Below are 21,481 nucleotides of genomic sequence, written 5' to 3'. Positions count from 1 at the left end.
GGCGTGCTCCCCTTATTCACGTTCAGCTCAGCAGCCGGATCAGCATGGCGATCAGCGCCAGCAGCGACACGAACCACGCCAGGCTGCGGGCGAATGGAATTTGCACCAGATACAGCGGCACGTAGACAATCCGCGCCAGCAGCCAGATCTCGGCGCCAAGCGCGCCCCAGCCGCCGCCGCGGCCGGTCACGACGAGCGCCAGCGCCAGCGCCACGAACACCGGATAGGTCTCGAGCAAATTGCGAAACGCCCGGCCGGCGCGTCCGGCGAATTTGCCATGCGCGACTTTGCCGGCGTCGCGCGGGCCGGCCTGATACTGACCGCCGAGCTCCAAGGTCACCGGCACCGACGCCAGAAATATCTGCCCGATCAGCAGCACGACGCTCCAGCCCAGCACGGTGATTTCGGTCGGCAATGGCGGCATCGGGTTCCTATTCGCTTTGGCTGGGCTGGCGGGTCACGCCGATTCGGCGGTCGTCGCCGGCTGGTTGCGACGATCGACGAAGAGCCGCGACCGCAATGAGGAGGGCAACGCGATCAGTCATGTCGGCCTCCCGGTCGGAATAGGACTATTCGGCAGCAGACCGGCTCGCGCGATAATGATCCGCGAGCTTGGCCACTTCCTGCGTCTCAATGAGGATGCGCGTCGCGTCCGGACAAAAATCGATCTCGTTGCCGATATCGTTCAAATTCCATCCGAATGTATGGCCGTCCGGATCGACCGCGACGCCGGCAAAGAAGGCTTCATCGCGCAACCGCGCGAACGCCGGACCATTGGCGATCATGTCCGAGAGATCATATTCGCCCGACAGGCCATCGTCGAACGTGATCCTCAGAACCGGGTAGCGCAGGACGGAGACGTCGGCGATGCGGTAATTCATTGATCGATCCTCCCTCCGCTATAGCGAAGCGCACGGACTTCCTGCCAAACATAGGCAACCTGCTCGCGATTTGCCGCGAGCCAGGACTGCACCTCCCGCAACTTCGCCGTCGGTAGAGATCCTTCCAAGACATCCCCGGTCAAGATCGAGATCATCACCTCAAACTCGGCAAAACGGGCATGGAGATGTGGCGGCAGGTGGTCCTTTGGATAGATGATGATGCGAACGCCGGCGACAATAGCGATCGTCGGCATCGCTGAGTGTCCTTACAGATCCAGCACCATCCGGGCCGGGTCTTCCAGGTTCTCCTTGACCCGGACCAGGAAGGTGACGGCTTCCTTGCCGTCGATGACGCGGTGGTCGTAGCTGAGCGCCAGATACATCATCGGCCGGATCTCGACCTTGCCGGCGATCGCGACCGGGCGTTCCTGGATCTTGTGCATGCCCAGGATCGCCGATTGCGGTGCGTTCAGGATCGGGGTCGACATCAGCGAGCCGTAGATGCCGCCATTGGTGATGGTGAAGGTGCCGCCCTGCATTTCGTCGATCTTGAGCGCGCCGTCGCGGGCGCGCCGGCCGAAATCGGCGATCGTCTTCTCGATCGCGGCGATCGATTTGGTGTCGCAGTCGCGCACCACCGGGACCACCAGGCCCTTGTCGGTGCCGACGGCGACGCCGACATGGTAGTAATTCTTGTAGATCAGATCGGTGCCGTCGATCTCGGCATTGGCGGCCGGGATGTCCTTGAGCGCGTGCACGCAGGCCTTGGTGAAGAAGCCCATGAAGCCGAGCTTGGAGCCGTGCTTCTTCTCAAACACCTCTTTGTACTGCGTGCGCATCGCCATGATGTGGCTCATGTCGACCTCATTGAAGGTCGTCAGCATCGCCGCGGTGTTCTGCACTTCCTTGAGCCGGCGCGCGATGGTCTGGCGCAGCCGCGTCATCTTCACGCGCTCCTCGCGGGCGGCGTCGTCGGCCGGCGACGGGGCGCGGACCTGCACCGCCGCGGCGGGCTGATTGACCGGGGTCGGCGCCGAGGCCGCCTTTTCGATCGCCGCCAGCATGTCGCCCTTGGTGACGCGGCCGTCCTTGCCGGAGCCCGGCACGGTCGAGGCGTCGACGCCGCTCTCGGCCGACAGCCGGCGTACCGACGGCGCCTGCGGCGTATCGGCGGGCGGGGATTTGGTTGTCGGCGCCGGCGCGGCTGCTGCGGCCGGCGCAGCGGCGGGGGCGGCAGCAGGGGCTGCCGCAGCGGGCGCCTTGGCGGGGGCGGCCTTGCCGGCGGCACCTTCGGTGATCTGTCCGAGCAGCGCGCCGACCGCGACGGTCTCGCCGTCCTTGGCGATGATCTCGCCGAGCGTGCCGGCGGAGGGCGCCGGTACTTCGATGGTCACCTTGTCGGTTTCCAATTCGACCAGCGGCTCGTCGACCGCGACGGCATCGCCGGCCTTCTTGAACCAGCGGCCGATCGTGGCTTCGGTCACTGATTCGCCGAGCGTCGGAACGCGAATTTCAGTCATGTTGTCTTTCCTTTTGCGGCGTCGCCGGCTTTACCGGGATCCCCGCCTGATCGCTTCTCGAACAAATGGTCTGGCCGTCAGCGCAGCGCCTCGTCCAGCAAGGCCTTGAGCTGGGCCAGATGCTTCGACATCAGGCCGGTCGCGGTCGCAGCCGAGGCGGGGCGGCCGGCATAGCGCGGCCGCTTATTCGGCGCGCCGACCTGATTGAGCACCCATTCCAGATAGGGCTCGATGAAATGCCACGCGCCCATGTTGCGCGGCTCTTCCTGGCACCAGACGATTTCTGCCTGCTTGAAGCGCGACAACTCCTGGACCAGCGCCTTCAGCGGCACCGGATAAAGCTGCTCGACCCGCAACAGATAGACGTCGTTGATCTCGCGGCGCTCGCGCTCCTCGTAGAGATCGTAATAGACCTTGCCGGAGCACAGCACGACGCGGCGCATCTTGTCGTCCGCGACCAGCTTGATCTTCTCGTCCGGCAGCTTCTCGGCGTCATCGAACAGGATGCGGTGGAAGCTGGTGTCGGCGCCGAGTTCGTCGAGCCGTGACACCGCGCGCTTGTGGCGCAGCAACGACTTCGGCGTCATCAGGATCAGCGGCTTGCGGATCTCGCGCTTGAGCTGGCGCCGAAGCACGTGGAAGAAGTTCGCCGGGGTGGTGGGGTGCACCACCTGCATGTTGTCCTCGGCGCACATCTGCAGGAAACGCTCGAGCCGCGCCGACGAATGCTCCGGCCCCTGGCCCTCATAGCCGTGCGGCAGCATGCAGACCAGGCCGCTCATCCGCAGCCATTTGCGTTCGCCCGACGAGATGAACTGGTCGAACAACACCTGCGCGCCATTGGCGAAGTCGCCGAATTGCGCTTCCCAGATCGTCAGCGCGTTCGGCTCGGCCAGCGTATAGCCGTATTCGAAGCCGAGCACGGCTTCTTCCGACAGCAGCGAATTGATCACCTCGTAATGGCCCTGGTCGGGGCTGAGGTGATTGAACGGGGTGTAGCGGGTCTCGTCTTCCTGGTCGAACAGCACCGAATGGCGCTGCGAGAAGGTGCCGCGCTCGGAATCCTGGCCGGACAGCCGGACCCGGTGGCCCTCCAGCAGCAGGGTGCAGAACGCCAAGGCCTCGCCGGTGGCCCAGTCGATGCCGATGCCGGAATCGATCGCCTTGGCGCGGTTCTCCAGATAGCGATGCACCGTGCGGTGGACCCGGAAGCCCTCGGGGACCTTGGTGATCTTGTTGCCGATCGCCTTCAGCGCGGCGACGTCGACGCCGGTGATGCCGCGGCGCGGATCCTCTTCCTGGTCGGCGGATTTGAAGCCGGCCCATTTGCCGTCGAGCCAGTCGGCCTTGTTGGGCCGATAGCCGGTGCCGGCCTCGAGCTCGGCGTCGAGCCGGGCGCGCCAGTCGGCCTTGGCCTTGTCGATCTCGCCCTCGGTCATCACCCCGTCGGCGATCAGCCGCTTCGAGTAGATTTCCAGCGTGGTCGGATGGCCGGCGATCTTGCGGTACATCATCGGCTGGGTGAAAGCCGGTTCGTCGCCTTCATTATGGCCGTGGCGGCGATAGCAGAACATGTCGATGACGACCGGCTTGTGGAATTTCTGCCGGAATTCGACCGCGATCTTGGCCGCGAACACCACCGCCTCCGGATCGTCGCCGTTGACGTGGAAGATCGGCGCGTCGATCATCTTGGCGACGTCGGACGGATAGGGCGAGGAGCGCGAATAGCGCGGATAGGTGGTGAAGCCGATCTGGTTGTTGACGATGAAGTGGATCGAACCGCCGGTGCGGTAACCCTTCAGGTCGGACAGGCCGAAACATTCCGCAACCACGCCCTGGCCGGCGAAGGCGGCGTCGCCATGCATCAGCAGCGGCAGCACCGAGACCCGCTCCTCGGGAAGATCGCCATGCTGGTCCTGCTTGGCGCGGACCTTGCCCAGCACCACCGGATCGACGATTTCGAGATGCGACGGGTTCGCCGTCAGCGACAGATGCACCTTGTTGTGGTCGAATTCGCGGTCCGACGAGGCGCCGAGGTGATATTTGACGTCGCCCGAGCCCTCGACCTCGTCGGGATTGGCCGAGCCGCCCTTGAATTCGTGAAACAGCGCGCGGTGCGGCTTGCCCATCACCTGGGTCAGCACGTTGAGCCGGCCGCGATGCGGCATGCCGAACACGATTTCGCGGACGCCGAGATTGCCGCCGCGCTTGATGATCTGCTCCAGCGCCGGGATCAGCGATTCGCCGCCGTCGAGCCCGAACCGCTTGGTGCCGGTGAATTTCAGGTCGCAGAACTTCTCGAAGCCTTCGGCCTCGATCAGCTTCATCAAGATGGCGCGGCGACCCTCGCGGGTGAAGCTGATCTCCTTGTCGGGACCTTCGATGCGTTCCTGGATCCAGCTCTTCTGCGCGCCATTGGAGATGTGCAGAAACTCGATGCCCATGGTCTGGCAATAGGTCCGCTCGCAGATCGCGACGATCTCGCGCAGCGTGCCGTATTCCAGCCCCAGCACGTGATCGAGGAAGATCCGGCGGTCGTAATCGGCCTCGCTGAAACCATAGGTGCGCGGATCGAGCTCCTCGTGGTCGCGCGCCGGTTCCAACCCGAGCGGATCGAGCTTGGCGTGGAAATGACCGCGCATCCGGTAGGCGCGGATCAGCATCAGGGCCCGCACCGAATCCCGGGTCGCCTGGTTGACGTCGACCGGCGGCTCGGTTCCCTTGGCCTGAGCCTTGGCCTTGGCGGCGATCTTGCTGCCGACCGCCTTTTCGACCTGGGCCCAGTTGCCGTCGAGCGCCGAGGTCAGATCGTCGTTCGGGGTCAGCGGCCAGTTGGCCTGCGCCCAGGACGGTCCCTCGGCGTTCTTCTGAACGTCCGAGGGCTGGTCTTTCAGGCTCTTGAAAAACTCCTGCCACTCGGCGTCGACCGAGCCGGGATCGGCCTCAAAGCGTGCATAGAGGTCGTCGATATAGCTGGCATTGGCGCCCTGCAGAAACGAAGAAAGGGCAAAAGCGGCATTCGCGTCCTGGCGAGACATGATTGCGTCCTGAATTTGGGTGTCGCAACGAACAGGGCGACAGCCGATCCGGTTACCGGATCAGCAACATAGTGCACCTTTTACCTGAATTTTGGAAAATGTAAGCCGGGAAACAGACAAGCTATGAATCAAGACCTCAATTTTTCGGCAAGCGTCGTGCCGAGCCGGGCGGGGGATGGCGACACCGTGATACCGGCGGCCTCCATCGCTGCGGTCTTCGAACCCGCATCGCCCTTGCCGCCCGAAATGATCGCGCCGGCATGGCCCATGCGGCGGCCGGGAGGCGCGGTGACGCCGGCAATGAAGCCGACCGTCGGCTTGCTGCGGCCGCGCTTGGCTTCGTCGATCAGGAATTGGGCGGCGTCTTCCTCGGCGGAACCGCCGATTTCGCCGATCATGACGATCGACAGGGTTTTGGGGTCGGCCAGGAACATTTCAAGGACGTCAATGAATTCGGTGCCCTTGACCGGATCGCCACCGATGCCGACCGCGGTGGTCTGGCCGAGGCCTTCGCTGGTGGTCTGGAACACGGCCTCATAGGTCAGCGTGCCGGAGCGCGACACGATGCCGACCGAGCCGGGCTTGAAGATATTGACCGGCATGATGCCGATCTTGCAAGCGCCGGCGGTCATCACCCCGGGGCAGTTCGGGCCGATCAGCCGCGACTTTGAACCGGCCAGCGAGCGCTTCACCCGCACCATGTCGAGCACCGGAATGCCCTCGGTGATGCAGACGATCAGCGGGATCTCGGCGTCGATCGCCTCGCAGATCGCGTCGGCGGCGCCCGGCGGCGGCACATAGATCACCGAGGCGTCGGCCCCGGTCCGGTCCCTCGCTTCGGCGACGGTGTCGAACACCGGCAGGCCGAGATGGGTCGAGCCGCCTTTGCCCGGCGAGGTGCCGCCGACCATCTTGGTGCCGTAGGCCATCGCGGCCTCGGAATGGAAGGTGCCGTTCTTGCCGGTGAAGCCCTGGCAAATGACCTTGGTGTTGCTGTCGATCAGGACGGACATTATGCGGACTCCTTGACGGCCTTGACGATCTTCTGGGCGGCGTCGTCGAGATTATCGGCCGGCAGCACGTTGAGGCCGGAATGGGCGATGATCTTCTTGCCGGCTTCGACATTGGTGCCTTCGAGCCGCACCACCAGGGGGACGCTGAGACCCACTTCCTTCACCGCGGCGACGACGCCCTCGGCGATGATGTCGCATTTCATGATGCCGCCGAAGATGTTGATCAGGATGCCCTTCACATTGGGATCGGCGGTGATGATCTTGAACGCCGCCGTCACCTTCTCCTTGTTGGCGCCGCCGCCGACATCGAGGAAGTTGGCCGGGGTCATGCCGTACAGCTTGATGATGTCCATCGTCGCCATGGCGAGGCCGGCGCCGTTGACCATGCAGCCGATGGTGCCGTCGAGGGTGACGTAATTGAGGTCGTATTTCGAGGCCTCGATTTCCTTGGCGTCTTCTTCGCTTTCGTCGCGCAGCGCCTGGATGTCGATGTGACGGTACAGCGCGTTGCCGTCGAACGACATCTTGGCGTCGAGGCATTTCAGATCGCCCTGCTTGGTCACAACCAGCGGGTTGATCTCCAGCATCTCCATGTCCTTGGCGATGAAGGCAGCATAAAGCTGCGCCACCAGGCTTCCGGCCTGCTTGGCCAGATCGCCGGTCAGCCCCAGCGCCTTGGCGACGGTGCGGCCGTGATGCGGCATGATGCCGGTGGCCGGATCGACCGAGAAGCTGACGATCTTCTCCGGGGTGTCGTGGGCGACATCCTCGATGCTCATGCCGCCTTCGGTGGACACCACGAAGGAAATCCGCGAGGTGACGCGGTCGACCAGCAGCGACAGATAGAACTCCTTGTCGATCTCGGAGCCTTCTTCGATATAGAGCCGGTTGACCTGCTTGCCGGCGGGGCCGGTCTGCACCGTCACCAGCGTCGCGCCGAGCATTTCGCCGGCATATTGCTTGACCTCGTCGACCGATTTGGCGAGGCGAACCCCGCCCTTGTCGCCCGCCGAGGCTTCCTTGAACTTGCCCTTGCCGCGGCCGCCGGCATGGATCTGGCTCTTCACCACCCAGACCGGGCCGCCGAGTTGCTCGGCGGCGCGTTGGGCCTCGGAGGCCTTGAAGATCGGGTAGCCGAATGACACCGGCACGCCGAACTCGCGCAACACGGCCTTGGCTTGGTATTCATGAATGTTCATCAGGCAATCCCCGGAGTCTTCTTCAGCAAAAATGGCGGGAAGGGTGCGCGATCAGTGCCCGAGCAAATCGGGCGCGATCTTCTTGCAGGCGTCGACCAGACCCTGCACCGCGCCGACCGACTTGTCGAACGCCTCGCGGTCCTTGCCGGTGAGGTCGATCTCGACGATGCGCTCGACGCCCTTGGCGCCGATCACCACCGGCACGCCGACATACATGTCTTTCACGCCATATTCGCCGTTGAGATAGGCCGCGACCGGCATCACCCGCTTCTTGTCGCGCAGATAGCTTTCCGCCATCGCGATCGCCGAGGCCGCCGGCGCATAGAAGGCCGAGCCGGTCTTCAGCAGGTTGACGATCTCGGCGCCGCCATTGCGGGTGCGATCGACGATCTCGTCGATCCGGGCCTGCGAGGTCCAGCCCATCTTGACCAGATCGGGCAGCGGAATGCCCGCGACGGTGGAATATTTCACCAGCGGCACCATGGTGTCGCCGTGGCCGCCCAGCACGAAGGCGGTGACGTCCTCGACCGAGACGTTGAATTCATCGGCGAGGAAATGCCGGAACCGGGACGAATCCAACACGCCGGCCATGCCGACCACCTTCTTGTGCGGCATGCCGGAGGCCTTCTGCAGCGCCCAGACCATCGCGTCGAGCGGGTTGGTGATGCAGATCACGAAGGCGTCGGGGGCGTATTTCTTGATGCCGGCGCCGACCTGTTCCATCACCTTGAGGTTGATGCTGAGCAGATCGTCGCGGCTCATGCCGGGCTTGCGCGGCACGCCGGCGGTGACGATGCAGACCTTGGCGTTGTCGAGCGCCTCATAGGAATTGGCGCCGGTGAACTGGGCGTCGAAGCCGTCGACTGGGGCGGATTGCGCGATATCGAGCGATTTGCCCTGGGGGATGCCTTCGGCGATGTCGAACATCACCACGTCACCGAGCTCCTTCAAGCCGATGAGGTGAGCCAGCGTTCCGCCGATCTGGCCGGAGCCAATCAAAGCAATCTTGTCGCGCGCCATGGGAAACCTGTCCTTTGAGCCCGGAGGGGGAGAAGGGGAGGGAAAAGCTGAGTGGCTGGTTATCCCTTTCGCAGGAACCGTTCAAGTCGCGCCGCGCCCAATTGTTGGACAGCGGCGGCGCATCCCTGCGATCGGACATGGGCGATCCGCGCGGATTTGTGAACACCAGGTAAATCGCGGTCATTCCGGGGCGGGCGCAGCGAAGCTGCGCGCGAACCCGGAATCTCGCTGCAGGATGATGGCCGCGAGATTCCGGGTTCGCTCGCCCAAGGGGCTCGCGCCCCGGAATGACCGGCTTTGGTGGCGGTGGCTACGTCTCCACCAGCCCGGTCGACGACCCGGTCGCGGTGGAATCGCTGCGGCCATGGGGCAGCGCCAGATAGGTTTCCGAGCTCATCTCGATCAGCCGCGACGCGGTGCGCTTGAATTCATTGGCCTCGTGGCCGTCGTTGGCGCGATACAGCGAGATCGGATCGGCCGCGGCCGACGCCATCAGCTTCACCGCATTGTCGTACAGCGTGTCGATCAGGGTGATGAAGCGCTTGGCGGCGTTGCGGTCGGCGATGTCCATCGCCGGAATGTGATCGATCATGATCGTATGGTAGTCGTGGGCGAGCCGCAGATAATCCGAGGCGCCGAGCGGGCGTTCGCACAGATCGGCGAAGCCGAACCGCGCCACATGGTGGTCGGCTTTCGGCACATGCAGGATGCGGCCCTTGATCGAAATGTCGCGCGGCCGCCCCGGCGCGCCGCCGGTGATCCGGGCCCAGGCCCGGTCGATCGACGCGGTGGCCTCGGCGTCGTCCGGCACCAGCCAGACCTTCATGCCGGCCAGTTTTTCCATCCGGTAATCGGTTCGGGCGTCGAGCCGCATCACATCCATGCGGCCCTTCAGCAGCGGAATGAACGGCACGAACAGCGCCCGGTTCAGCCCGCCCTTGTAGAGATCGTCGGGCGCCACGTTGGAGGTCGCCACCACCACGGTGCCGAGTTCGAACAATTTGGCGAACAGCCGGGACAGGATCATCGCGTCGGCGATGTCGGTGACGTGGAATTCGTCGAAGCACAGCAACCAGGCTTCCTCGAAAATCGATGCCGCGGTCAGCGCGATCACATCGCCGTCGGGAATCTCGCCGCGCTTGATGTTCTGCCGGAACGCATAGATCCGCTCATGGGTCTCGGCCATGAATTCGTGGAAATGGGCGCGGCGCTTCAAGGTCACCGGGCTGGAATCGAAGAACAGGTCCATCAGCATGGTCTTGCCGCGGCCGACCTCGCCATAGACATACAGGCCGTGCGGCGCCGGCGCGTCCTTGTCGGCGAACAGCCGGCCGAGAAAGCCCTGCTTTTTCGGGGGCTTGTAGCTGGCCAGCGTGGCGTCCAGCACGGCGAAGGCCTCGACCGCGCCGGCCTGGGCCGGGTCGGCCTCGATCGCGCCGGAGGAGAGGAGGGCTTGATATTGCTCGCGGAAGGAGGCGGTGGGGGTCGACGACATGGCGCCTTTACGACCCGAGCGCGCCGCAAATGCAAGCCACGAATTTACGCAGCCGCCATGCGGGTGGTGTCACGCCGTCAGGTCGTAGGGTGCTTCGACCACATAGGGCCCACCTCCGGTAGAAGCGCGCGACGAGAACAGCACGAAGCGCGAGGCCTTGAACACCCGGGTCGGGAAATAGCCGCGCAGCGACAGATAATCGGCGACGTCCTGGTTGGAGGCGTCGCGCAGCCGCGCCAGCGTCACATGGGGGATGAATTTGCGGCCCTCGGGATCGAGCCCGAAGCGGCGCATCAACCGTTCCAGCTCGGCCTGCAGCTCGATCAGCGGCCGGCTCGGCACCACCGAGGCGACCACCGCGCGGGGCTTCTTGCCGCCGAAGCTGGACAGGCCCTGCAACGCCACGTCGAACGGCTTGCGGTTGATCCGCACCAGGGTCGAGGCGATTTCATTCGCCGTGATCCCGTCGATATCGCCGATAAAGCGCAAAGTGACGTGGTAGTTTTCCGGATCGATCCAGCGCGCGCCCGGCAGACCGCCGCGCAGGTTGGAGAGCGTCTGGCCGATCTCGGCCGGAATTTCCAGTCCAGTGAACAAACGCGGCATCGCAAACCCTCGATGCAGGAGCCTAGGACGAATCAACGACAAATAATTCCTATCGCAGAACTGCGACACTGCGAAGTCTGGTAGTTAGAAACTCCGGTGGACACCTCATCTAGAGGGTTGGATTGCCTGGTTTTCAGCTGCGGTGCTCAGCGACCGACCCCAGAAATGCTTCAACCGTGGGCAGGATGTTGTTCACCACGATGTCGACTCCCGCGGCGGTCGGATGCATGCCATCGGCCTGGTTGAGTTTGGCGATGGTGGCGACGCCGTCGAGAAAGAACGGATATAGCGGCACCCCATGGGCTTTCGCCAGATCCGGATAGATCGAATTGAAGCGCGCGGCATAGTCGGCGCCGTAATTCGGCGGCGCCAGCATGCCGCATAACAGCACTTTGATCTTGCGCGCCTGCAGCCGCTTGATGATGTCGTCGAGCGCCGCGCGGGTGACTTTCGGATCGGTGCCGCGCAGCGCGTCATTGGCGCCGAGTTCGAGGATCACCGCCTCGGTGTCGGGCGGCACCGACCAGTCGAGCCGGCCGAGCCCGCCGGATGCGGTGTCGCCCGACACCCCGGCATTGACCATATCGGTCGCAATCCCCTTGGCTTTCAGCGCCTGCTGCAGCCGGGTCGGGAACGCCGCCTCGGCGGGCAGGCCGTAGCCGGCGCTCAGCGAATCGCCCAGCACCACGATTTTGATCGGCTTGGTGGCGAGGGCGGCGGTTTCGGCGCTCGCCGGAGCGCTCATCGCCAGCGCCGCGACGCAAAGCGCCAGCAGCCACGCAATCGTGCGCGTCGGCCTCTCGACCGCGGCCGAGGAATTGCCATATGGGGAAAGCATGGACAGTCTCATCGAAACCTCATCCTTGGCCGGCACCGCGCCGGACACCATTTCCATCACGGACGTCAACCTGTCGCTCGGGTCGGGCGCCGCGCGGGTGCATATCCTCAAGGATATCAGCCTCAAGGTCGCATCCGGCGAAGCGATCGGGCTGATCGGTCCGTCGGGATCCGGCAAATCCACCCTATTGATGGTGATGGCCGGGCTGGAGCGCCCCGACAGCGGTGAGGTGGTGCTCAATGGTACCGCTTTCAATGCCCTCGACGAGGACGCGCTGGCCCGGTTCCGCGGCCGCCATGTAGGCATCGTGTTCCAGTCGTTCCACCTGATCCCGACCATGACGGCGCTGGAGAATGTCGCGGTGCCGCTGGAACTGGCCGGCAATCCGGATGCTTCGGCGCGCGCCGCGCAGGAATTGACCTCGGTGGGTCTCGGCGAACGGCTGCATCATTATCCGACACAATTGTCCGGCGGCGAGCAGCAGCGCGTCGCGCTGGCCCGGGCGCTGGCGCCGGATCCGGCGATCCTGGTGGCGGACGAGCCGACCGGCAATCTCGACGAGACCACCGGCCGCCAGATCGTCGATCTGCTGTTCACTAAACATGCCGAACGCGGCATGACCCTGGTGCTGGTGACCCACGACACCTCGCTGGCGCAGCGCTGCGACCGTGTGGTGCGGCTGCGCTCCGGGCGGATCGACACCATGGCCGCCGGGCAAGCCCGCGCGCAGACGGCCTGAACGATGGCCGTCCTGTCCGAGCCGCGCCCCGGCCGCCTGTCGTTTCTGCCACTGCGTTATGCCCTGCGCGAGATGCGCGGCGGATTGCGCGGCTTCTATGTGTTCGTCGCCTGTATTGCGCTGGGCGTGATGGCGATCGCGGGCGTCGGCTCGGTCGCCGCCAGCCTGAGCGCCGGTCTGGCCAGCGAGGGCCGCACGCTGCTCGGCGGCGACGTGGCGTTTTCGCTGATCCAGCGCGAGGCCAAGCCCGAGGAAGTCGCGTTCCTGCGCGCGCGGGGGACCGTCTCGGTGGCCGCCACCATGCGCGGCATGGCGCGGACCACGGACGGTCGGCTGGCGCTGGTCGAGATCAAGGCGGTGGACGACGCCTATCCGATGCTCGGCAAATTGACGCTGGCGCCCGACATGTCGCCCAAGGATCTGCTGGCGGAAAAGGATGGCGTGTTCGGCGCTGCCGCCGATGCCGCGCTGCTGGCCCGGCTCGACCTCAACGTCGGCGATCGCGTCAGCGTCGGCAGCGCCAATTTCGCGATTCGTAGCGTGGTCGGCGCCGAGCCCGACAAGCTCGCCGGCAATGTCGGCTTCGGGCCGCGATTCCTGATCAGCGAACAGGCGCTGCGCGCCACCCAATTGCTGCAGCCCGGCAGCCTGGTGCGCTGGATCTACCGGGTGCGGCTGCCCGACGCCAGCGACAAGGCCGCCGACGCGCTGGCGGATGCGGCGCGCGCGACGCTGCCGCAGGCCGGATGGGAAATCCGCACCCGCGGCAATGCCTCGCCGCAGCTGGAGCGGACCATCACCCGTTTCACCCAGTTTCTGACTCTGGTCGGCCTCGCCGCGCTGCTGGTCGGCGGCGTCGGCGTCGCCAATGCGGTGAAGAGCCATATCGACCGCCGCCGCGACGTCATCGCCACCTTCAAGGCGCTGGGCGCCACCGGCCGCGACGTGTTTTCGATCTATCTGACCCAGGTGATCGTGCTGGCGGCGATCGGCTCCCTGATCGGCCTGGCGCTCGGCGCCGCGCTGCCATTCGGCATTGTCGGGCTGTTCGGCAAATTGCTGCCGCTGCCGGTGGTCGCGGCGCTGCATCCGGACGAATTGGCGCTGGGGCTGCTGTATGGCTTGTTGACCGCGCTGGCATTCGGGCTATGGCCGCTGGCGCAGGTCCATGACGTGCCGGTGGCGGCGCTGTTTCGCGAGGCGGTGATCAGCGAGCGGCACCGGCCAAGGCTGCGTTATCTGATCTGGATGGGCGCGGTGATCGTACTGCTGCTCGCGGTGGTGATCGTGCTGGCCTATGACAAGCGGGTCGCGGCGGCCTTCGTGGTCTGCGCGATCGTGGTGTTCGGGCTGCTGCGCGGCGTCGCCGCCGGGCTGATGGCACTGGCGCGGCGGTTGCCGCGCTCCAACATCACCATGCTGCGGCTGGCGATCGCCAATATCCACCGGCCCGGCGCGCTGACGCCGTCGGTGGTGATGTCGCTCGGCCTTGGCCTGGCGGTGCTGGTCACCATCACCCAGATCGACGGCAATCTGCGCCGGCAATTCATGGCGGCGCTGCCCGCCAAGGCGCCGTCATTCTTCTTCATCGATATTCCCGCCACCGAGGCCGACCGCTTCGCCGCCTTCTTGCAGCAGCAGGCGCCGCAATCCAGCGTCGAGGACGTGCCGATGCTGCGCGGCCGGATCGTCGCCGCCCGTGGCGTCAAGGCCGAGAATCTGAAGCCGTCGACCGACGCCGAATGGGTTCTGCAAAGCGACCGTGGCCTGACCTATGCCAAGGACGTGCCGCGCGGTTCCAAAGTGGTCGAGGGCCAATGGTGGGCGCCTGACTATAACGGCCCGCCGCTGGTGTCGTTCGAAAAGAAGCTCGCCGACGGGCTCGGCCTGAAGATCGGCGACGAGGTGGTGGTCAATGTGCTCGGCCGCGACATCTCCGCCACCATCAGCAATCTGCGCAGCGTCGACTGGCAGAGCCTAGGCATCAATTTCGTGCTGGTGTTCTCGCCCAATGCGTTCGCCGGCGCGCCGCATACCCATATCGCCACCTTGACCGAAAAGGGCGGCACCGCGGCGGGCGACGGCGCCCTGATCAAGGCGGTGGCCGATGCGTTTCCGATGGTGACCAGCGTGCGGGTCCGCGAGGCGCTGGAAACCGTCGGCAAGGTGGTGACCAATCTGGTGCTGGCGGTGCGCGGCGCCAGCGCGGTGACGCTGATCTCGGCGATCCTGGTGCTGGGCGGCGCGCTAGCAGCCGGGCACCGCCACCGGGTCTATGACGCGGTCATTCTGAAGACGCTCGGCGCCACACGGGCGCGCCTGCTCGGCGCCTATGCGTTGGAATATGCGATGATCGGGGCGGCCACCGCGCTGTTCGGGGTGGTCGCAGGGTCGGTCGCGGCGTGGCTGATCGTCACACGGCTGATGACGCTGAGCTTCATATGGCAGGCCGGCAGCGCCGCCGTGGTGGTGGTGGCGGCGTTGGTCGTCACCGTCGGTCTCGGTCTGCTCGGAACGCTGGTGGCGCTGAACCAGAAACCGGCCTCCGTGCTACGGAATTTGTGAAAATGCCGCGCGTCACCCGGGCCGATCCGATCCTGCCCGAACGGGTGCAAGCGGCCTGGTTTGGCCGTCCGCCAGCAGCGTGCCGGCGCCACGCCACGATGCGATTATCTTTACCCTATGGCGCGGAGCGACATTCAGCCGCGCATTAAAGCTTGCATGGAATGTGTTAGTTTCCCACATACCAGATGGGTCGGACACCGGCTGCATGGCGATAAATTCATAACAGTCATGCTTCGGTGTCCGGGATAGAATTCAAACTGGCCGCGCCCACCCTTTGCGTTTGGCCAGGCAACCACGGGATTTCGACCATGTCGGACTTCGACCGCAACTATGCTTCTCCTTTCGGCCGGGCGGCCGGGCGCGTTGACGCCGCGGCTGTCGATGCCGGTCTGCGCGCCTATATGCTGCGCATCTACAATTACATGTCGATCGGCCTGGCCATCACCGGCGCGGCCGCTCTCGGCGTCTATATGTTCGCGGTGACCAAGGATGCCTCGCAGGCGGCGCAGGCCGCCAACGGTGCCGCGCTGGCGCTGGCGCGCGGGCAATATCTGACCTCATTCGGCGTTGCCATTTTCGTGAGCCCGCTGAAGTGGGTGTTCATGCTGGCGCCGCTGGCGATGGTGTTCGTGATTTCCTTCGGCATCAACCGGCTGAAGCCCTCGACGGCGCAAATGCTGTTCTGGGCGTTTTCGGCGCTGATGGGCATCTCGCTGTCGTCGATCTTCCTGGTGTATACCCACACCTCGATCGTGCGGGTGTTCTTCATCACCGCGGCCTCGTTCGGCGCGCTGAGCCTCTATGGCTACACCACCAAGCGTGACATGACCGGAATGGGCTCGTTCCTGATCATGGGCCTGTTCGGCATCATCATCGCCAGCGTGGTGAACATCTTCGTCGCCTCCTCGATGCTGCAGTTCATCGTCTCGGTGGTCGGCGTGCTGGTGTTCGCGGGTCTGACCGCCTGGGACACCCAGCGCCTGAAGAACGACTACATCTACGGCTATGCCTCGCAGGGCGGCGACGTCGCCGAGCGCGCGGCCATCACCGGCGCGCTGTCGCTGTATTTGAACTTCATCAACCTGTTCACGCTGCTGCTGCAGCTGCTGGGCCAGCGAGAATAACGGGCTTCGCCCGAACCGATCGAATACAAGGCCCCGGCCTCGCGGCCGGGGCTTTTCTTTTGCGTTCGACAAAAATAATCTGCGGCCATGTCCGGTGCCGTGTCCCATCCCATGTTCGACGTTGAAATCAGACCCGCCGTCGCCGCCGATCTGGCGGCCATCACGGCGATCTATGAGCAGGCCGTCCGGTTCGGCACCGCGACCTTTGAGCTGACGCCGCCGGATCTGGCCGAAATGACCCGGCGATTCGAAGCGCTGCGCGATGGCGGATTTCCCTATCTGGTGGCGGTGCGGCAGGGAAGCATCGCCGGCTATGCCTATGCGGGGCCGCATCGGCCGCGGCCGGCCTATCGCTTCACGGTGGAGAATTCGATCTATCTCGACCCCGCCGCGCATCGCCGCGGGTTCGGCACCAGACTGCTGCGCGAATTGATGACGCAATGCGAGGCGCGCGGCCATCGCCAGATGATCGCGGTGATCGGCGATTCCGACAATGCCGGTTCGATCGGGCTGCACGCCCGGCTCGGCTTTGAGATGATCGGCACCAATCCGAATGTCGGGTTCAAGTTCGGTCGCTGGCTCGACACCGTGATGATGCAGCGCGCGCTGGGCGAGGGCGGCGCCACACTGCCCGACGCCTGATTAAAGCTATTCGCGGCGGCTCTGTCGTCCAGCCTTTGATGTGATGAGATCGATAGCTACGCCGCGACGGCCTTTTCACCTCTCCCATAGGGAGAGGTCGGATTGCGAAGCAATCCGGGTGAGGGGTTGGGACTGACGAGAGGTTGCAACCCCTCACCCCAACCCTCTCCCATGGGAGAGGGGGCACGCTGCCCGTGCGGTCACGGATCGAATATAGCCGCTCTGAATTCTTGTTTTGACGCGTTTCTTCACGCGAACCGGTACCCACTTCGCTCGAAAACGCTCTACACCACCGCCAGCTTGCGATCGATCGCCAGCAGCACCCGCTCCAGCTCGTGGCCGCGGCGCAGGATCTGGCCGCCCGCCGAAATCACGCTATAGGCGCCCTGTTTACGGGCCAGCCGGGGGTCTTTCTCGATCCGGTAGATCGGCACTTCCGAGGCGCGGCGAAATACCGAGAACACCGCGCGATCTTTGAGAAAGTCGATTGCATAATCGCGCCATTCGCCGGCCGCGACCATCCGCCCGTAGAGATTGAGAATGCGATTGAGCTCCACGCGATTGAACGTCACCACGGCCTGCTGTGGTGTGGCGACGGCGCCGCGCTCAGTCGCGCGAATCTCGCTTGGGTCAGTCCCCTCCGACATCGAACTCATCCCGGACTCCTGTCATTGCCCTGACATGATCGCCCCGACCGCGCCGCGCCGCAAGGGGCCGGGACCAACCGAATCCACGCGGAATCGGCAGCAACGCGCGGTCACCGGGCTCTCACAGCATCGTTAGAGCAATCTTATTACCGCCCGAATTTCGCCAATCGCCCGCCCTTTGGAATTGGCACAACACAATCACTGCGATGGCCCGGTCCTTTCGGTCCTGGATTCCTCAGCCCCCAGCCCCCCGGGATTGTCTGGATCGGGTCCATCGCATAGTTAATCCCCGGACTGGGCCAACGCGAGTTGGCCCTTTTCCGTTTGGGGTCTGCTTTATCGTCACCGGCGCAGCCGGACGACGACGGACGGCGGTGCCGCCGCGGCCGGACCCATCATCCAAGATCGAGGGAAATCAGTGCAGTGTCGCGAAGGCGGCGCCAAGCATTGCGCCCGGTCGGTCACGATCGCCGTCCTGCAGATACACCACCGCGGCGTCGACGCCGTCGCCGGTGATGTTCTCCAGCGGCACGGTCCAGCTACGCGAGGTGCCGTTCCAGTCGCCGACCTTCAGCAGATTCCGGACCACGTTGTGGTAGACGACCTGCTTGCCGCGATTCTCGCCGCGCCCGATCGAGATCGGGACCTCTTTGGAGATGGCGCCGATCCAAACCTCGCCATGGCTTGCGGCATCGCCCGGATGCGCCGCCGGCACCGAGACATCGATCTGCTTGCCGTCGAGCTTCATCATGACGCGGACCGACATTACGCCCGCGGTCGCCTCCGTCGTCTTGATCGCGTTGTTGATATCGGCGCGGTCGCTTCCGAGAACGTGAACCGAACCGTTGACGACCATCTGCGGCGTGTAGACGTCGCGATCACCGCGGACCTGGGAATAAGCCTTCTGGCGGGCGCTGAAGCGCGAATCCGCCAGCGTGTCCTTCCAGCCGAGATAGTCCCAATAGTCGATCGGCATGCTCAGCGCGATCACCGATGGGTCCTTTGCCAGCTCGCCGACGATCTTGTCGGCGGGCGGACAGGACGAGCAGCCTTGCGAGGTGAACAGCTCCACCACCGCGCGCGGATCGGCGCTGGCGGGACGGACCATCATGGCGATCGCGCACAGGCTGAGCGCGCCAGACCATCGTGAGAATCCGTTGAAAATGATCATGCTACCAAGCCACACCAACGCCCGGCCATCGGCCGGAACGCCGTCGATTGGGGGAGCCTTCGACAACCAGAAGGCGGCTCTTGAATAAGCCGCCTTCCGATCACCTGCCACTCACTTCGCAGTGAGGCAATCCGCCTTGAAATACCCCTGGCGAGGGTCAGGCCGCGAGCCGGCGCAGCACGTAGTGCAGGATGCCGCCATTGCGGTAATATTCCAGCTCGTCGAGCGTATCGATCCGGCACAGCAGCGAGACCTGACGCTTCTTGCCGTTGCCCGATACGATCTCGGCGGTCAGTTGCTGGCGTGGCTTTAGATCGCCCTGCAAGCCACGGATCGAGACCGTCTCGTCGCCCTTCAGCCCGATCGATGTCCATGAGTCGCCGTCCGCAAAGGTCAGCGGCAACACGCCCATGCCGACCAGATTGGAGCGATGGATGCGCTCGAAGCTCTCGCAGATCACGGCGCGAACGCCGAGCAGCCGCGTGCCCTTGGCGGCCCAGTCGCGCGACGATCCGTTGCCGTATTCGGCGCCGGCGAACACGACGAGCGGCACCTGCTCGGCCTGATACTTCATCGCGGCGTCATAGATCGACATCGCTTCGCCGTCGGGCCAGTGCTTGGTCAGTCCGCCTTCCGGAATATTGCCGTCGGCGCCTTTCATCATGAAGTTCTTGATCCGGATGTTGGCGAAGGTGCCGCGCATCATGATCTCGTGATTGCCGCGCCGCGTGCCGTACTGATTGAAGTCGGCGGGTCGGACCTGATGCTCGGACAGATATTTGCCGGCCGGCGAGGTCAGCTTGATCGAGCCGGCGGGCGAGATGTGATCGGTGGTGATCTTGTCGCCGAACATCGCCAGGATCCGCGCGTCGACGACGTCGACGATCGGCTCCGGCTCCATCTTCATGCCTTCGAAATAGGGCGGGTTCTGCACATAGGTGGAGCTCATGTTCCACTTGTAGGTCTCGGAGTCGACGGTCTTGATCTTGCGCCAGTTGGTGTCGCCCTTGAACACGTCGGCATATTTCTTCTTGAAGATCGCCGCGGTGACGAACTTCTTCATGAAGGCGTTGATCTCCTTGGTGGTCGGCCAGATGTCCTTGAGATAGACCGGCTGGCCATCCTTGCCGGTGCCGATCGGATCGACATTGAGGTTCTTGGTCACCGAGCCGGCCAGCGCATAGGCCACCACCAAAGGCGGCGAGGCCAGGTAATTGGCCTGCACGTCGGGCGACACCCGGCCTTCGAAATTGCGGTTACCCGACAGCACCGCGGCGGCGATGATGCCGTTGTCGTTGATCGACTTGGAAATGTCTTCCGGCAGCGGACCGGAATTGCCGATGCAGGTGGTGCAGCCGAACCCGACCAGGTTGAAGCCGACCTTGTCGAGGTCCTTCTGCAGCCCGGAATTGGCGAGATATTCCGCAACCACCTGGCTGCCCGGCGCCAGCGAGGTCTTCACCCAGGGCGCGGCCTTGAGGCCCTTGGCGGCGGCGTTGCGGGCGAGCAGCCCGGCGCCGATCAGCACGCTCGGATTCGAAGTATTGGTGCAGGAGGTGATCGCGGCGATCACCACGTCGCCATGGCCGAGATCGAAATTGCGGTTCTGGACCGCAAACCGCGCCATGTGGTCGGTGGCCTTCTTGTATTCGCTGGTCATCGCCGCGGCGAAGCCTTCGGCGACCGCCGGCAGCGCGACGCGGCCCTCAGGGCGCTTCGGTCCGGCCAATGACGGCACGACGTCGCCGAGATCGAGCGTCAGCGTCGCGGTGAACACCGGGTCGGGCGATTTCGCGGTGCGGAACATGCCCTGGGCCTTGGCGTATTTCTCCACCAGCGCGACGCGCGACGGCGCGCGGCCGGAGGTCTTCAGATAGCTCAGGGTTTCGGCATCGACCGGGAAGAAGCCGCAGGTGGCGCCATATTCCGGCGCCATATTGCCGATGGTGGATTTGTCGGCGACCGACAGATAATCGAGGCCAGGGCCGTAGAATTCGACGAATTTGCCGACCACGCCCTGCTTGCGCAGCATCTGGGTCACCGTCAGCACCAGATCGGTGGCGGTGACGCCTTCCTTCAGCGCGCCCTTCAGCTTGAAGCCGATCACTTCGGGCAGCAGCATCGACAGAGGCTGGCCGAGCATCGCGGCCTCGGCCTCGATGCCGCCGACGCCCCAGCCCAGCACGGCCAGGCCGTTGACCATGGTGGTGTGCGAATCAGTGCCGACCAGGGTGTCGGGATAGGCCACCTCGAAGGTGCCCTTCTTCTTGCCGACGGTCATCTTCTCCTTGCGGGTCCAGACCGTCTGGGCGAGGTATTCGAGATTGACCTGATGGCAGATGCCGGTGCCGGGCGGCACCACGGCGAAATTCGAAAACGCCTTCTGGCCCCATTTCAGGAATTCATAGCGCTCCTGGTTCTGCTTGTATTCCTCGACCACGTTCTTGCCGAACGCCTTGTTGTCGCCGAAGAAATTCACGATCACCGAATGGTCGATGACGAGATCGACCGGCACCAGCGGGTTGATCTTCTCGGCGTCGCCGCCGAGCGCCTGCATCGCATTGCGCATCGCCGCCAGATCGACCACCGCCGGCACGCCGGTGAAGTCCTGCATCAGCACCCGCGCCGGGCGGAATGCGATTTCATGCTGTAGCGCGCGCTTCTTCAGCCATTTCGCCACCGCGACGATGTCGGCCTTCTTGACGGTACGGTCGTCCTCGTTGCGCAGCAGGTTTTCCAGCAGCACCTTCATCGAATAGGGCAGTTTGGAAATGCCCGTCAGGCCGTTCTTCTCGGCGGCGGGCAGGCTGTAATAAATATAGGATTTGGCGCCGACCTTGAGGGTCTTGCGGCATTTGAAACTGTCGAGGGAGGTCATGTGAGGCGGTCCCGATTTTCGTTCTTCAGGTGGCGAATGGGTATCAAGGCGCCTCGGAGGGGCAAGCCTATTGGCTTGCAGGCGCTGACTGTGTGCTGCATCAAG

The 21,481-nt window shown here is 64.5% G+C and carries 18 protein-coding genes; 4 read left to right on the top strand and 14 right to left on the bottom strand.

The window, feature by feature from the left end:
- Positions 1 to 22 precede the first annotated feature (22 nt).
- From RBJ75_RS19755 to RBJ75_RS19705, 11 genes are all read right to left on the bottom strand, one after another.
- Positions 23 to 424, bottom strand: coding sequence for an MAPEG family protein (locus tag RBJ75_RS19755; RefSeq protein ID WP_044407715.1), 402 nt, complete (start codon positions 422 to 424; stop codon positions 23 to 25).
- Between the two features lie 145 nt (positions 425 to 569).
- Positions 570 to 881, bottom strand: coding sequence for a DUF2442 domain-containing protein (locus RBJ75_RS19750; RefSeq protein ID WP_044407718.1), 312 nt, complete (start codon positions 879 to 881; stop codon positions 570 to 572).
- A complete protein-coding gene (locus tag RBJ75_RS19745; protein ID WP_044407721.1) occupies positions 878 to 1,135 on the bottom strand; it encodes a DUF4160 domain-containing protein in 258 nt (85 codons plus the stop codon). Before RBJ75_RS19745 ends, RBJ75_RS19750 begins: the two co-directional genes overlap by 4 nt.
- Positions 1,136 to 1,147: 12 nt before the next feature.
- Complete coding sequence (gene odhB, locus RBJ75_RS19740; protein ID WP_317528521.1) at positions 1,148 to 2,401, bottom strand: 2-oxoglutarate dehydrogenase complex dihydrolipoyllysine-residue succinyltransferase; 1,254 nt, start codon at positions 2,399 to 2,401, stop codon at positions 1,148 to 1,150.
- Between the two features lie 77 nt (positions 2,402 to 2,478).
- Complete coding sequence (locus tag RBJ75_RS19735) at positions 2,479 to 5,439, bottom strand: 2-oxoglutarate dehydrogenase E1 component (RefSeq protein WP_044408509.1); 2,961 nt, start codon at positions 5,437 to 5,439, stop codon at positions 2,479 to 2,481.
- Positions 5,440 to 5,567: 128 nt separating this feature from the next.
- Positions 5,568 to 6,452, bottom strand: a complete 885-nt coding sequence (sucD, locus tag RBJ75_RS19730) for a succinate--CoA ligase subunit alpha (RefSeq protein WP_044408512.1) — start codon at positions 6,450 to 6,452, stop codon at positions 5,568 to 5,570.
- Positions 6,452 to 7,651, bottom strand: coding sequence for an ADP-forming succinate--CoA ligase subunit beta (gene sucC, locus RBJ75_RS19725; protein ID WP_044408515.1), 1,200 nt, complete (start codon positions 7,649 to 7,651; stop codon positions 6,452 to 6,454). The genes sucD and sucC overlap by 1 nt, the downstream gene beginning before the upstream one ends.
- A gap of 51 nt (positions 7,652 to 7,702) precedes the next feature.
- Complete coding sequence (gene mdh, locus RBJ75_RS19720; RefSeq protein ID WP_044408518.1) at positions 7,703 to 8,671, bottom strand: malate dehydrogenase; 969 nt, start codon at positions 8,669 to 8,671, stop codon at positions 7,703 to 7,705.
- 310 nt (positions 8,672 to 8,981) lie between these two features.
- Positions 8,982 to 10,166 carry a cell division protein ZapE gene (zapE, locus tag RBJ75_RS19715; RefSeq protein ID WP_044408521.1) on the bottom strand — a complete coding sequence of 395 codons (1,185 nt, stop codon included), beginning with the start codon at positions 10,164 to 10,166 and terminating at the stop codon, positions 8,982 to 8,984.
- Between the two features lie 69 nt (positions 10,167 to 10,235).
- Positions 10,236 to 10,772: an RNA 2',3'-cyclic phosphodiesterase gene (gene thpR / locus RBJ75_RS19710; RefSeq protein WP_044408524.1), complete on the bottom strand. Its 537-nt coding sequence runs from the start codon at positions 10,770 to 10,772 to the stop codon at positions 10,236 to 10,238.
- Between the two features lie 133 nt (positions 10,773 to 10,905).
- Positions 10,906 to 11,610 carry an arylesterase gene (locus RBJ75_RS19705; RefSeq protein WP_234707358.1) on the bottom strand — a complete coding sequence of 235 codons (705 nt, stop codon included), beginning with the start codon at positions 11,608 to 11,610 and terminating at the stop codon, positions 10,906 to 10,908.
- Between RBJ75_RS19705 and RBJ75_RS19700 the strand changes: the two genes are divergently transcribed.
- The 4 genes from RBJ75_RS19700 (at position 11,609) to RBJ75_RS19685 (ending at position 16,680) form a co-directional block, all read left to right on the top strand.
- The gene (locus RBJ75_RS19700; RefSeq protein ID WP_044408539.1) at positions 11,609 to 12,349 is read left to right on the top strand and encodes an ABC transporter ATP-binding protein; all 741 of its coding nucleotides are present in this window, start codon (positions 11,609 to 11,611) and stop codon (positions 12,347 to 12,349) included. The genes RBJ75_RS19705 and RBJ75_RS19700 overlap by 2 nt on opposite strands.
- A gap of 3 nt (positions 12,350 to 12,352) precedes the next feature.
- Positions 12,353 to 14,914, top strand: coding sequence for an ABC transporter permease (locus RBJ75_RS19695; protein ID WP_044408530.1), 2,562 nt, complete (start codon positions 12,353 to 12,355; stop codon positions 14,912 to 14,914).
- A 308-nt stretch (positions 14,915 to 15,222) separates the two neighbouring features.
- Positions 15,223 to 16,038, top strand: coding sequence for a Bax inhibitor-1/YccA family protein (locus tag RBJ75_RS19690; RefSeq protein WP_044408533.1), 816 nt, complete (start codon positions 15,223 to 15,225; stop codon positions 16,036 to 16,038).
- Between the two features lie 111 nt (positions 16,039 to 16,149).
- Positions 16,150 to 16,680 carry a GNAT family N-acetyltransferase gene (locus RBJ75_RS19685; RefSeq protein WP_044408536.1) on the top strand — a complete coding sequence of 177 codons (531 nt, stop codon included), beginning with the start codon at positions 16,150 to 16,152 and terminating at the stop codon, positions 16,678 to 16,680.
- A 284-nt stretch (positions 16,681 to 16,964) separates the two neighbouring features.
- Here the strand turns inward: RBJ75_RS19685 and RBJ75_RS19680 are convergent, their stop codons facing one another.
- The 3 genes from RBJ75_RS19680 to acnA all read right to left on the bottom strand — a co-directional run bounded on the left by RBJ75_RS19680 (position 16,965) and on the right by acnA (position 21,376).
- Positions 16,965 to 17,336, bottom strand: coding sequence for a DUF2794 domain-containing protein (locus RBJ75_RS19680; RefSeq protein WP_044413742.1), 372 nt, complete (start codon positions 17,334 to 17,336; stop codon positions 16,965 to 16,967).
- Between the two features lie 406 nt (positions 17,337 to 17,742).
- Positions 17,743 to 18,498, bottom strand: a complete 756-nt coding sequence (locus RBJ75_RS19675; protein ID WP_152647764.1) for a DUF1223 domain-containing protein — start codon at positions 18,496 to 18,498, stop codon at positions 17,743 to 17,745.
- Between the two features lie 157 nt (positions 18,499 to 18,655).
- Positions 18,656 to 21,376: an aconitate hydratase AcnA gene (acnA, locus tag RBJ75_RS19670; RefSeq protein WP_044413739.1), complete on the bottom strand. Its 2,721-nt coding sequence runs from the start codon at positions 21,374 to 21,376 to the stop codon at positions 18,656 to 18,658.
- Between the last annotated feature and the right edge of the window lie 105 nt (positions 21,377 to 21,481).

It is taken from the genome of Rhodopseudomonas sp. BAL398 (assembly GCF_033001325.1).
Classification (GTDB): domain Bacteria; phylum Pseudomonadota; class Alphaproteobacteria; order Rhizobiales; family Xanthobacteraceae; genus JARJEH01.
The sequence above is the reverse complement of the archived record's forward strand: the minus strand, read 5'-3'. Positions and strand labels throughout refer to the sequence as shown.

What these genes read in the sequence shown, in the direction of transcription:
- RBJ75_RS19755 (WP_044407715.1), bottom strand. Translation starts at nt 424, where the DNA reads ATGCCGCCATTGCCGACCGAAATCACCGTGCTGGGCTGGAGCGTCGTG.
- RBJ75_RS19750 (WP_044407718.1), bottom strand. Translation starts at nt 881, where the DNA reads ATGAATTACCGCATCGCCGACGTCTCCGTCCTGCGCTACCCGGTTCTG.
- RBJ75_RS19745 (WP_044407721.1), bottom strand. Translation starts at nt 1,135, where the DNA reads ATGCCGACGATCGCTATTGTCGCCGGCGTTCGCATCATCATCTATCCA.
- odhB (WP_317528521.1), bottom strand. Translation starts at nt 2,401, where the DNA reads ATGACTGAAATTCGCGTTCCGACGCTCGGCGAATCAGTGACCGAAGCC.
- RBJ75_RS19735 (WP_044408509.1), bottom strand. Translation starts at nt 5,439, where the DNA reads ATGTCTCGCCAGGACGCGAATGCCGCTTTTGCCCTTTCTTCGTTTCTG.
- sucD (WP_044408512.1), bottom strand. Translation starts at nt 6,452, where the DNA reads ATGTCCGTCCTGATCGACAGCAACACCAAGGTCATTTGCCAGGGCTTC.
- sucC (WP_044408515.1), bottom strand. Translation starts at nt 7,651, where the DNA reads ATGAACATTCATGAATACCAAGCCAAGGCCGTGTTGCGCGAGTTCGGC.
- mdh (WP_044408518.1), bottom strand. Translation starts at nt 8,671, where the DNA reads ATGGCGCGCGACAAGATTGCTTTGATTGGCTCCGGCCAGATCGGCGGA.
- zapE (WP_044408521.1), bottom strand. Translation starts at nt 10,166, where the DNA reads ATGTCGTCGACCCCCACCGCCTCCTTCCGCGAGCAATATCAAGCCCTC.
- thpR (WP_044408524.1), bottom strand. Translation starts at nt 10,772, where the DNA reads ATGCCGCGTTTGTTCACTGGACTGGAAATTCCGGCCGAGATCGGCCAG.
- RBJ75_RS19700 (WP_044408539.1), top strand. Translation starts at nt 11,609, where the DNA reads ATGGACAGTCTCATCGAAACCTCATCCTTGGCCGGCACCGCGCCGGAC.
- RBJ75_RS19705 (WP_234707358.1), bottom strand. Translation starts at nt 11,610, where the DNA reads ATGCTTTCCCCATATGGCAATTCCTCGGCCGCGGTCGAGAGGCCGACG.
- RBJ75_RS19695 (WP_044408530.1), top strand. Translation starts at nt 12,353, where the DNA reads ATGGCCGTCCTGTCCGAGCCGCGCCCCGGCCGCCTGTCGTTTCTGCCA.
- RBJ75_RS19690 (WP_044408533.1), top strand. Translation starts at nt 15,223, where the DNA reads ATGTCGGACTTCGACCGCAACTATGCTTCTCCTTTCGGCCGGGCGGCC.
- RBJ75_RS19685 (WP_044408536.1), top strand. Translation starts at nt 16,150, where the DNA reads ATGTTCGACGTTGAAATCAGACCCGCCGTCGCCGCCGATCTGGCGGCC.
- RBJ75_RS19680 (WP_044413742.1), bottom strand. Translation starts at nt 17,336, where the DNA reads ATGAGTTCGATGTCGGAGGGGACTGACCCAAGCGAGATTCGCGCGACT.
- RBJ75_RS19675 (WP_152647764.1), bottom strand. Translation starts at nt 18,498, where the DNA reads ATGATCATTTTCAACGGATTCTCACGATGGTCTGGCGCGCTCAGCCTG.
- acnA (WP_044413739.1), bottom strand. Translation starts at nt 21,376, where the DNA reads ATGACCTCCCTCGACAGTTTCAAATGCCGCAAGACCCTCAAGGTCGGC.